A 12059-nucleotide genomic window follows, 5' to 3' on the forward strand; every position below is an offset into this window, starting at 1 on the left:
CCTCCTGCTAAGAAATAGTGATTGTTTGATTCAGATTGAAATAATCATCCTGACACATTGCGTAAATCTGGTATGTATCCGCTGTCATCTCACTTAATGGGATCGGTACTGCATAAACAAAGGAAACCTTTGACCTCATTTTAATATCAGATATATCATATACATAGGTGTGCTTTTCACCAGAAAAAATCACCTGGGTATAAGTATGGTTCTGTGCTGTGAATAAAAGAATATCCTTTAATAATGACATGCTTATCTGCGCTTTGGAATCTTCTTTTAAGTTTCGGATCGGCTTATTCACTTTTTTATCTACTTGTACCGGTACGCGCAATTCACCTTTTAAGTAGGTATCACTAATATTTACTTCTTTCAGGCAGCTGTTTAGATCCACCTGTACGGAATAGCTCCTGTAAAAATTGTGATTAATATAATATTGATTTAATTTCTCTTCCGAATCAAAATCAAATTCTATAATTTTTCCGTATAGACCGGTCTCTGATTCACCAGAATATGCGCTGACAGCGAATACTCTCTTTTTTGCATAATCCAGCAGATAGTTCGATGTAACAGATGAATATTCACACGGATACATATGATCCTGTGTCACGGTCATCTTTGCAGGATCTATGGTATACAGTTTTACATAAGAACTGCCGGTAGCTTTAAAATAATCTACCTTTCTGTCAGAATCATTATGGTTATCAAAAACCATGACATGGATTGTCTCAGGATTATTGTCTATATCCTCTGCCAGCTGATAGAGAGTATGAGGTTGATAATGCCATTGTATATCCCCCTCCGGTTTCAATACTTTGTCTTCTAATCCGGTTCCTTCCCAGAATCTGGGATCTCCAAGTATCCACTCTATTTCATTCGTTTTCCAGTTGATTTTAACACCGGAATGCAGATTTCTTGGATTTACAATAATAGAGTCCGTATCAGGATCGTAAGAAAAGGTATTTGTATGTGCCCAGTCAGATTTGCTGACGTAACCACTGTCCTTAAAGACCTCTTTTAAATCCAGTTCTTTTACCAGTGCTCCTGTTGAACGGTCATATTCCTGAAGGAGATCCTGTACATAACCTTCTCCGGAATCTGAGAGCACAAGAAGATTCCCATCTGCTTCCTTTTCCTTTACTTCATGGTGTGTGCCGGAAGCAAAGAAAAAGTCCTGATAAACTCTGCCTGTTAAATCAATTTCGTGAAACTGTGCTGATCTGGGTTTTCCGGCTGTAGGCATCAGTGTATTTTCCGATTCAATCAGAAAATGCCCATTTGCCAGCGGATAACCGCCAAAAGTAGCACCTGGTTTATTTAACAGATACCATCGGATATCACCGTTTGAATCAAATCCATAGAGATAAGGTGTACCTCCGCCGGTAACAATCATTAGCCCCATTGCAGATTCTGCCGTCTTTTCTTCTACCTTTACTGCCTCTCTCAATGCATCCGGCAGATCTTCCGTCTGAATCTTCAATGTGTTAGATTTTACCACTTTACCATCAGCGTCCAGTTCCTCCAACAGTACTTCATTTTCGGTATTTGGATAAAGACCGACAATTGGAATAAGGTGATCGCTTGCCGCATCTATTGTGTCTACAATATCATTTTCTTCTTTTCTGCCTTTTACCGTAACTCTGACAGATGTACTGTCCTCCCCGGAGTATACGGCAACTGCAGTTAACGGTGAATTCTGGTATGGATCCTGTATAACCAGCGGCTCTTCAAAGGTATAATCTCCATTTTGAAGTTCCTGGTTTATCATCTGATCAACCTGATATGTAGTCTCCTCAAGGCTTTCTGCCTTTGGAATGTCTGTAGTTATATTTTTCCCTGACTCTTCATTTGCAGAAATTGGCATGGTCTTTTTGCCATCCACTTTCACCTTTACATATTGCGGCCCTTTATCTTTATCGCTCATTCGGGTATTTGTAAACCTTAAATTAGGCCTGGTCATATAAAAATATCCAAATCCTCCCAGACAAACAACTATAGCTATAGCTGCTGCACCTACTATTAATGATTTTTTCTTCATTCTAGTTAATCCCCTCTAAAGTACCTGAATACTCAGTGTACCTGCTTCAAAAGGATATTCTAATGTAAGCTGAGTGGCTGATTCATCCACTTCAAAGCAGATCCAGCCTTCATTTGTACCAAAATTAAGCTTTGTTCCCTGCAGTCGTTTCATTCCCAGATCACTGATGAATGTATCGTCCATACGGCTATATTCTTTTCCATTTTCATCAACTAACTTTAATTTCGTAAAATCAATTTCTTCTTTACTATCTACTTTTTCAAAAATTAACTTAATCATGCAGAATTTCATCCCATCGGAAGCCTGCTTATGATATTCGCTGGTGCTGACGTCTGTATATCCCAATTGTGTAGATACATTTTCCAGTTTTGTATCTGACATTACATCTTCATAGGTAATCTTCCAGCCGCCTTCCTCATATTCAGAGTTCTTTTCAGCTGCTCCGCTTCCTGCATCTGTCACTGCCTTTTCTGAACCTGCTTCTGTATCCTCTGCTTTGGCAGCCTCTGTTTTTGCTTCTGTTTTCGCCTCTGATACAGCTTCTGTCTGAACGCTGCCCGGCTGTGTCTCCTTTGCAGAATCATTTCCCTGACATCCGGTCAGTGCAAGAACCGCTAGTCCCATCGCAACAATATATGGTGCTCTTTTCTTCATTAAATTGCTCCTCCTATATGTATTATTATGATTTATAATAACCCACCAGTTTATTATATTAACAAAGAAATGTGAGTAAAATATGTATTTCATTTTATTTAATTATTCTTTACAATTCTATTGCAAAAAAAACTGGAGTGCTGTTAAAAAAGCCTTGCTGCTATCCAAAACAGCAAACTCCAACACTCCAGATTACAGTTTCTAAACATAGAAAAATCAAGCTGTGTCAACAAACTACAACAATTCCCCATACCGCCGCACATACATCTTCTTCATAAAAGTTGCCACCCCCATATAACAAACAATCACTGCTGCCAAAATGGCAAAATATACTGCCGGCAGTGCTGCAAGACCTATCGCACTGCCTAATCCCGTAAATGGAATTATGGTAGCGGTCAGGATTCCACCCAGTGTCAGTATTGTTACCGGGGCTGCTGCATGACTCTGAATGAACGGAACTTTTGCTGTCCGGATCATATGAATAACTAACGTCTGGCTCCACATGGATTCTATAAACCAGCCTGCCTGAAATACAGCAACAAATGCATCCTGCATCTGAGGATCCGAAATCTGATGATACAGTAATCCGCCGCTCATCAACGGACAAATTACGAAATACATCACAAGATATGTTGCAATATCAAATATGGAACTGGTAGGCCCTATCCACAACATGAATTTACTGACAGAAGATGCATCCCACTTTTTGGGCACAGCCAGAAACTCAATATCTACATTGTCCCATGGTATCGCCGTACAGGATATATCATAAATCAGGTTCAGCAAGATTAAGTGGATTGCTGTCATCGGTAAAAACGGCAGAAATGCACTGGCGGCAAGCACTGAAAACATATTTCCAAAATTAGAGGACGCTGTCATTTTTATATACTTTATCATATTCGCATAGGTTTTTCGTCCTTCCAGAATTCCCTTTTCCAATACCATTAGATCTTTTTCCAGAAGAATTGTATCTGCCGATTCCTTTGCAATATCCACCGCCGTATCTACGGAGATTCCCACATCTGATGCTTTCATCGCAGCTGCGTCATTAATTCCATCTCCCATATATCCCACCACATGCCCGTTCTTTTGGAGGATCTTTACTACTCTTGCCTTTTGAGCCGGAGAAAGCTTTGCAAATACGGTTGTCTTCTCAGCTTCTTTTGCCAGCTGGTCATCATCCATAGCATCCACCTGTGTTCCCAGAAGCAAATATTTCGTAGATAAGCCTACCTGTTTGCAAATACAGCAGGTAACCTTTTCATTATCTCCGGTCAGGACTTTTACATTTACTCCGTAACCGTGCAGTGCTTTGATTGCGGCTGCTGCTGTTTCCTTCGGCGGATCCAGAAATGCCAGATAGCCAATCAAAACCATATCCGCCTCATCTGCAACAGAAAACGCTCCTTCCGGTGATGGATTTGTCTTTTGTGCCACTGCTATCACACGCATTCCGCTCTCGTTTAATTCTTCTACCTTTGTAAGGATTTTATTGCGCATCTGATCCGTCAGCGGTTCTACTTTTCCTTCGTATTCTGCGAATGCACAAACCCGCAGCATCTCCTCCACTGCACCTTTTGTTATCATCTGTGTCTTTCCATTTTTATCGGCTACTACTACACTCATCCTGCGTCTTTCGAAATCAAATGGTATTTCATCTACTTTTTCGTAGTTGGACTGTATACCCTGAAGCTGTACCTCCTGCTCCTGCAGTTCGTTCGTCCTGTCTATAATCGCAATATCCATTAGGTTTTTAAGCCCTGTCTGATAATAGCTGTTTAAAAATCCATGACGCAATACTCTTGGATCTTCATTTCCTTCAATATCCAGATGATATTCCAATACTACCTTATCTCTGGTCAGGGTACCTGTCTTGTCGGTACACAGGATGTCAATTGATCCCAGATTCTGGATCGCATTCAGATTCTTAATAATTACTTTCTGCCTGGACATGGATACTGCACCTTTTGCCAGGCAGGTGGTTACGATCATTGGCAGCATTTCCGGCGTCAGACCTACCGCAACGGAAATGGCAAATAATGCTGCGTCCATCCAGTCATTTTTCGTATAGCCATTGATAAAAAATACAACTGGAACCATAATCAGCATAAAACGGATCAATACCCAGGATACCGAATTCACCCCTTTTTCAAAGGATGCCTGATCCGGTTTTTCAGATAGAGACTTCGCCATTTCACCAAGCATCGTATTGTTACCAACTGCAATTACAACTCCTGCCGCACTGCCGCTGATTACGTTACTGCCCATAAATGCCAGATTGGAATAATCGGTTACCGCATCTTTGCTGCCAATTAAAGCGCTGCACTTCTCAACCGGTTCACTTTCTCCGGTAAGTGCTGACTGGCTGATGAATAGATCCTTTGCCGAAATAATACGGATATCAGCAGGTATCATGTCTCCTGCCGAAAGCAGCACAACATCCCCAACTGCCACATCTTCCAGTAGAATTTCCCTTGTTCCTTCTTCCATTCTCTTAACACAGGTAGTGGTCCGGATCATTGCTGACAATCTGGCAGCCGCATTACCACTTCTCGTTTCCTGTATGAACCGCAGCATACCGGATATCATTACCATAGTTGTGATAATAATAACCGTAACGGGATTTTGCTCGCCTGGATCCGCAAAAATAATATCTGTAAATACGGAAACTGCTGCCAAAACAAACAAAATTGCTGTAAATGGATTAATAAAAGCACCGCAGATTCTCTTGACTAGGGATTCCTTCTGTCCGTGAGTCACAATATTCTTTCCATATTCTTGTTCAGAAACTTCTAACTGTGCATTTGTCATTCCCTCTGATGATGTCTGAAATTCCTCATAAAATTTATTCCATTCAACAGTTGCTGCATATTTTAATTTTTCGTTCACCGTTTCACGGCGTACCATATTTCTCATTCTGTTTTTTTTCATTGTCTTATACCTCCTTTATTCATGTTCACAGTAACATTTCTTAAAAAAGGGCATAAAAATCCACCGCTATTGTTTTCATTTACATAGCAGGCATAAATGCCGGGAACACTTTATTCTCAGCAGATATATCAAATGTGTATAAAAACAGCAGCGATGGCATCCGATGAAATATTCCAGTACATCTGTCACAAAGCAATTTTAAAACATGCTCTAGAACCTGGAAATGGCATTATTATCGAAAAAGACCGATCACAAAAACCACCCCGGGAAGTCCAAGAATGGATAAATGATCCACTCCCGGCAAATCCGGAACTTCATCTATACCCTCTACGCTGATGTCATATCGCTCATGACTGCCTCCACTATCCATTCTTACCACCTCCTTTTCTTTTCACAAAAAAAATCCCGCACCAAAGGACAAACTATGGTATGGGAATTAAACATTCTACATTCAGCCATATTATAAAATAATATGGAACTGCCACCGTTTGAGCTTTAGTATCACAGGGCGATGAAATTGTATTATGCTGCACCTTGTTTTTCGATGCGGCCTGTTCAAACCAACTGATGATGTCTCCATCATTTCGCGGCAACAATCCGTATCCCTGTGGTAACCTTACCTACCGGAACTATTTAGTTTTCTTAAGTGTACACTCCCGCGGGTGGTTTGTCAAGGCTAACTTTAAATTAATCATGATAAACTTATCGGTAACTCCCAGCTTTATTCCATCTCCATGACATAAAAATGCAGATGAATACGAAATAACTTTTCGCATTCTCTGCATTTCCCATACGTTTTGTATATTTATTAGAAAGTCTCTTTCAGGCTTTCTCCATTCGTTTCAATTACTTTCTTATACCAATAAAATGATTTTTTCTTATAGCGTTCTAATGTTCCGGTTCCATCATCGTTACGGTCTACATAGATAAATCCGTAGCGCTTTTTTAATTCTGCCGTCGATGCACTGACCAGATCAATACATCCCCAGGTTGTGTAACCCATCACCTCAACGCCATCTTCTACTGCTTCCGCTACCTGCAGTAAATGGTCTCTCAGATACTCAATGCGGTAATCATCTTCTACTGTGGGGTTTCCATCGTTCCCAGTCACCAGTTTATCAACTGCACCAAGCCCATTTTCCACAATAAACAATGGCTTCTGATACCGGTCATAAAAGGTATTCAGTACGTAACGCAGCCCCTTAGGATCTATCTGCCATCCCCATTCACTTTCCTTTAATAACGGATTCCTGACTCCTCCCAGAAGATTTCCTTTTCCCTGCACACCCAGGCTTTTATCTGCAGTCTCGCAAATGCTCATGTAATAGCTAAAAGAAACAAAATCTACGGTATTTTTCAGAATCTCACGCTCTTCCTCTGTAATCATCAGCTCAATGTCATGCTCTTTAAAATATCTGTTCACATAACCGGGATAAGTTCCACGTACCTGCACATCTGCAAATAACATATTCATATGGTCTTTTTCCATAACAGCAATCACATCATCGGGATTGGGCGTTAGTGGATAAACAGGCATGCTCAGTACCATACAGCCGATTTTAAAATCCGGATTTATGGCATGCCCGATCTTTACCGCTGATGCACTTGCTACAAATTCATGATGTACTGCCTGAAATAATTGTGTCTGAGACAATTTATCTTTGGGTGTATTAATTCCTCCGCTTAAGAACGGCTCATGCAGAATGGAATTAATTTCGTTAAATGTAAGCCAATACTTTACTTTATCTTTATAGCGCCGGAAAACACAAGTAACATAATTTTTATAAAATCCGATCATTTTCGGGTTGATCCAGCCATCATACTCCTCTGCCAGATGGAGAGGTGTCTCATAATGTGACAGGGTAACCAGCGGCTCTATGCCATATTTATGGCATTCGTCAAAAAGGTCATCATAAAATTTCAGTCCTGCTTCGTTTGGCATCTCTTCATCACCTTTTGGAAAGATACGGCTCCAGGCAATAGAGGTACGAAATACTTTAAATCCCATTTCCGCAAACAGTTTTATATCTTCTTTATATCTGTGATAAAAATCAATACCCACCAGCTTCATGTTATCTTCCGTTGGCTCCTTTGTTCTTGGACCTACGATACCATGTGGTGTTACATCCTGTATGCACAGACCTTTACCGGCTTCCTGATAAGCACCTTCACACTGGTTTGCCGCAACGGCACCGCCCCATAAAAAATTTTCTGGAAATCCCATTTATACTGCCCCTCCTTCTTTTTGTAAGAAATGATATAATGCTCCGATTAAATTCGCATCATTATAGAATTCACAATTTGTAACAACCGGCTTTGGTATATAAGGACTTAAAAACCTCATCGGATGATTCTCTAAATATTCATCAATACTTTTTTGCAGAAATTCATGCAGCAGCGGCTGCCGGCTGATACCACCGCCTACGGCTACCACATCCAGATCCAGCAGCATATTCAGATTACATACCTGCAAAGCAAGGGTGTCCGTAAAATCTTTCAGCCCTTTTAATACCATATCATCGCCTGCTGCAGCGCGTTCAAATAATTTCAGCCCGTCATAGCTTTCCCAGTCTTCCCTGGTGTAAAATGCCGTTCTTTTAGCTAGTCCCTGGAAGCCGCTCTTCATTCCCCAGTAACTGTCCAATTCATATTTCTGGTTTTCATCAACCATTACATAACTGAATTCTCCTGCTGTCTGCCGTCTGCCTTTATACAGCTTTTTATCAATAATAAGTCCGCCGCCTACTCCGGAACCGAGAATTAAAACCGCACCATTGGTACAGCCTTTCAGACTTCCTTTCCAGAATTCTGCCAGAGCAGCACATTTTCCGTCATTTTCTATTGTGACAGGAATTTTATGTTTCTCCGATAAAATTTGTGCCAGTGGGGTACCGCACAAATATGCCAGATATCCGGCAGTTACACAGTAACCGGCATCACTGTCCAGCATGCCCGGCATGCTGAAAGCAATCCCCTCACTTCTGTCCTTATAACGCTCAATCACCTCGCTGATCATGCTAATAAACTCTTCTTTTGTTCCTGATGTATAATCCGGTGTATTAAATTTCCCACGCTCCAGAATATCTGTTTTTTCATTCATCAATGCAAACTTCGTAAATGTTCCGCCTGCATCAAATACCAGATATGCCATGTATCACTCCTCCATTCCCTTATCTGACGATAAAACGTGTTTTAAAATGCCTGTGCATGGCTGATTGCTCTACTTAGTTGACTCAGACAGTCCGGCTGCCAAAATTAATTGCCAGTTTTGCATAGAAATCCTCCATTGTCATTCTTGCATCTAATGTATGGTAGACACGGATATCACGGTTATTTTGCTCATGAATATATGTCATGTCATCCGCAATTGCCGGAGCTGGTTTTAAATCATAATTCATTTTCTCCAATTCATCTAAAAGCAGAGTAACCGTAGCCTGATCTCCCAGTCCCCATGTCTCCCCATGAGGCCATGGCGCAAAATCTGCAAGCTTGTTGTTGAATTCCACCATTTGATCGAACAGGTATCTCCCAATTTCACCGCATGGTTTTACTCTGTATTGTAATTCAGCCAGTGATACCGCTATTTGCTTATACACATCCATGGGAACCTGCCATAATGGAACCTTAGAGCAAAATACCAGGTTTGCTGCTTTGACATCCATCATCAGATTGAATTCAAATCCACCTTTTGGCCATACACCGCCGCCAATCCAGATGACCGTCATACGCTCTGCAATTTCCGGTTTCAAAAGCAAAGCACTTGCCAGATCTGTAATTGCGCCCTGACAAACTACGAACAGAGGGCGCGGGTCTTCCTTTAATGCTTCATCGATGATGAATCTGGCTCCCTCTGATTCTATGGGAGTCTCCCCATCTTCTAAGGAATGGGGTGCACCAAGCAAAACAGGATATTCATCTTCCACTCCCATTAGCCCAAGTACTTTTTTTACCTCATCGAAGCTGGCTTTTGCCGTATTTTCCTCCCCATATTCCTGAGGATTTTTGCAGAAATGACCTGCAATAATCCCCACTACATCGAATTTAGGCGTCATAAGATGGTGCGCAACGGCAAATTGGTCATCGGCTTCATTTTTACAGTCTGTGTGAACAATGACCCGATACTTTTTCTGATCCGGAACTTTAAAATCATACTTCCACATACGCATTCTCCTCATTCTCGTTTAATGCTCTTCTCTCATCCATTTCCCTCTTGATCTTTGGATATACTTTATCTAAATCATAGAAAAACAAGATAATAATACATGCTACATTACAAACAATCGGTATACCGATAAAAGCAATGGTAATCGCCGTATTGGCGCTGGCGCTCTGTACGGCAGCTGCCCCGTCATATGCTCCCCATGCAAGAAGTCCTGCCGCTATTGCACTGGCGGAAGCGCTTGCTACTTTATTAATAAATCCGGATACAGCCGTCTGGGTACCTGCCAGATTCTTACCGTTTTTCCATTCTCCGTAATCCACTGTATCTGCAAGCATAGAGAAGAACATTGTCTGGCGGAATCCCATTCCAAAACCAATGACTCCAATACTGAGATAGATGATGGAGATGGATTCTTTTGCTATAAACAGCAATGCGAATCCTAAAATCTGAATTGCAGTACCAAGAATGGAAATATTTTTCTTGGATACTTTCTGGTTCATTACACCTGACATAAGCATGGAGACAATCGGCACAATCGTTAACAGTGATACTGCAACAGAGGTAAGCATTTCATCTCCCACAATATATTTAAAATAATAAGCGATCGTTGCGAACATTCCCAGATAACCTACAAATAAGAAGAAAGTCTGAGCCAGCATTAACATATAAGGCTTGTTCTTAACAAGACTTCCAAGGTCATTAACGATGCTTGTTTTCTTTACAACCTTCGGTGCAGGGTTTATTTCTTTAATATTAAAAACACAAATAAATAAAATTATAACTACAATGATTCCAAAAATAATATTCGTATTACGATAACCGGTAGCTACATCTCCTCCGCCCAGTCTGGAAATTAAAAACAGTGCCATTGATGCAGATGTTAAGGAACCAAGATTGGAAAAAATCGTTCTTGAAGTAACAATTTTTGTACGTTCCGTTGGATCTGAACTTAAGGTTGGAAGAATGGATCCCATCGGAATATTTACCAGTGTATAACCAAATGAAAAGATAATGTAAGTTGCATAAGCCCAGATCATTTTACCTGACTGTGAAAAATCAGGACTGGTGAACACAAGCACCATACCAATTGCCAGAACAGGAGCACCTGCCAGCATCCATGGGCGGTTTCTTCCCATCTTGGTATTTGTTTTATCAATTAGAGTACCTACTACATAATCTGTAAAAGCATCAAAAAATTTCGTTACTAAAAACATAAACCCCACGGCTGCTGCATTCAGGCCTGCTACATCCGTATAATAAATCAAAAGATACGTATTTACCATCAGATATGCCAAATTACAAGCATAATCAGAGATTCCAAATCCAATTCTCTGCCGCCATAAAAATTTCTTGCTGTAAGTCTTCGTTATTCCAGTTTTCTGTTCCATTTTCAATTTCTCCTTTTGTAAAATCAAATTCTTTTGATCTGTTATTATGCTTATCATAACTTGTATTGCACAATTCTTATATCAAAATATTTTGATATTTATCATAATATTCAGGAAAAGATTATTAAATAAAGAATGTCTAAATATAAAGAGGTAGGTGTTCGATTTATGAAGGCAATAGAATATGAAGATATGATTCGTGAAGAAGGGGAAGACCGATTTGGAAAACTGACATTAAAACTTTTAGAATCAGGCAGAATAAATGAGATTGAAAAATCGCTTAAGAACAAGAAACTTAGAGTTCATATATACAGAGAGTCTGCATTTTAATAAGATCCACTAATCCTAAAAGGAACCTATACATTATCTGATTAAGACAGTGCATCGGTTCCTTTTCTATCATTGACTGCATGATATTTTATTAAAATATGATTTAGCTTTGCCAGTCTGCCGGATAAACGAAATATGCAAATCTTGCTTTATCCGGACTTTGGAAGTGAATATGGCTGTTTTTTGGAATAAAAATGATATCACCGGCATGTCCGGTTACGACACGTCCATCAATTTCTATTTCCAGAGTTCCTTCTATTATGTAATCAAATTCATCATATGTCAGGGTCCACTCAAAACTGGTATGATCTACTTCCATGATTCCTGCTCCCATTCTCGGGCTTTCTTCCAGTGAAACGATATCCTTTAATGATACACCCTGGGCGCCTTTGAATGGTTCTGTCTGAACGGTATCGCAGGAGACAGACAGTATCCCGCTTGGATCTTTTACTTTTTTAAAGTCTGCTTTTTCCCTGGTAATCAAAGACTGCTTTACCACTTTTTCTACGATCTCACGGATGGTTGCTTCGCTGATACTCATTATATAACCTTCTTTCTG

The 12059-nt window shown here is 40.3% G+C and carries 10 protein-coding genes and 1 riboswitch; of the genes, 1 reads left to right on the top strand and 9 read right to left on the bottom strand.

The window, feature by feature from the left end; translation table 11 throughout:
* Window positions 1–7: 7 nt before the first annotated feature.
* From QR40_RS01435 to QR40_RS01465, 8 genes are all read right to left on the bottom strand, one after another.
* Window positions 8–2035 (bottom strand): aryl-sulfate sulfotransferase, encoded by a 2028-nt coding sequence (locus tag QR40_RS01435; RefSeq protein ID WP_044293029.1) that lies wholly within the window; start codon window positions 2033–2035, stop codon window positions 8–10.
* A gap of 15 nt (window positions 2036–2050) precedes the next feature.
* Window positions 2051–2689 (bottom strand): DUF4352 domain-containing protein, encoded by a 639-nt coding sequence (locus QR40_RS01440; protein WP_044293031.1) that lies wholly within the window; start codon window positions 2687–2689, stop codon window positions 2051–2053.
* A gap of 234 nt (window positions 2690–2923) precedes the next feature.
* Window positions 2924–5620 carry a magnesium-translocating P-type ATPase gene (mgtA, locus tag QR40_RS01445; protein ID WP_044293033.1) on the bottom strand — a complete coding sequence of 899 codons (2697 nt, stop codon included), beginning with the start codon at window positions 5618–5620 and terminating at the stop codon, window positions 2924–2926.
* Window positions 5621–5852: 232 nt separating this feature from the next.
* Window positions 5853–5990 (bottom strand): hypothetical protein, encoded by a 138-nt coding sequence (locus tag QR40_RS31630; RefSeq protein ID WP_156042859.1) that lies wholly within the window; start codon window positions 5988–5990, stop codon window positions 5853–5855.
* A 102-nt stretch (window positions 5991–6092) separates the two neighbouring features.
* A riboswitch (M-box (ykoK) riboswitch) is annotated at window positions 6093–6255 on the bottom strand.
* A 173-nt stretch (window positions 6256–6428) separates the two neighbouring features.
* Window positions 6429–7844, bottom strand: a complete 1416-nt coding sequence (locus QR40_RS01450) for a glycoside hydrolase family 1 protein (protein WP_044293036.1) — start codon at window positions 7842–7844, stop codon at window positions 6429–6431.
* Entirely contained in the window at window positions 7845–8771 is a 927-nt protein-coding gene (locus tag QR40_RS01455; RefSeq protein ID WP_044293038.1) for an ROK family protein, read from the bottom strand.
* A gap of 82 nt (window positions 8772–8853) precedes the next feature.
* Window positions 8854–9780 carry a nucleoside hydrolase gene (locus QR40_RS01460; RefSeq protein WP_044293039.1) on the bottom strand — a complete coding sequence of 309 codons (927 nt, stop codon included), beginning with the start codon at window positions 9778–9780 and terminating at the stop codon, window positions 8854–8856.
* A complete protein-coding gene (locus tag QR40_RS01465) occupies window positions 9767–11170 on the bottom strand; it encodes an MFS transporter (protein WP_044293040.1) in 1404 nt (467 codons plus the stop codon). Before QR40_RS01465 ends, QR40_RS01460 begins: the two co-directional genes overlap by 14 nt.
* A gap of 168 nt (window positions 11171–11338) precedes the next feature.
* On the opposite strand from QR40_RS01465, the gene QR40_RS31635 reads away from it, so the two are divergent.
* Window positions 11339–11500: a hypothetical protein gene (locus QR40_RS31635; protein WP_160295756.1), complete on the top strand. Its 162-nt coding sequence runs from the start codon at window positions 11339–11341 to the stop codon at window positions 11498–11500.
* A gap of 103 nt (window positions 11501–11603) precedes the next feature.
* Here the strand turns inward: QR40_RS31635 and QR40_RS01470 are convergent, their stop codons facing one another.
* On the bottom strand, window positions 11604–12041 hold the full coding sequence (locus QR40_RS01470) for a cupin domain-containing protein (RefSeq protein WP_027293632.1): 438 nt from the start codon (window positions 12039–12041) through the stop codon (window positions 11604–11606).
* Window positions 12042–12059 lie beyond the last annotated feature (18 nt).

The organism is Robinsoniella peoriensis (genome assembly GCF_000797495.1).
Taxonomy (GTDB): Bacteria; Bacillota; Clostridia; order Lachnospirales; family Lachnospiraceae; genus Robinsoniella; species Robinsoniella peoriensis.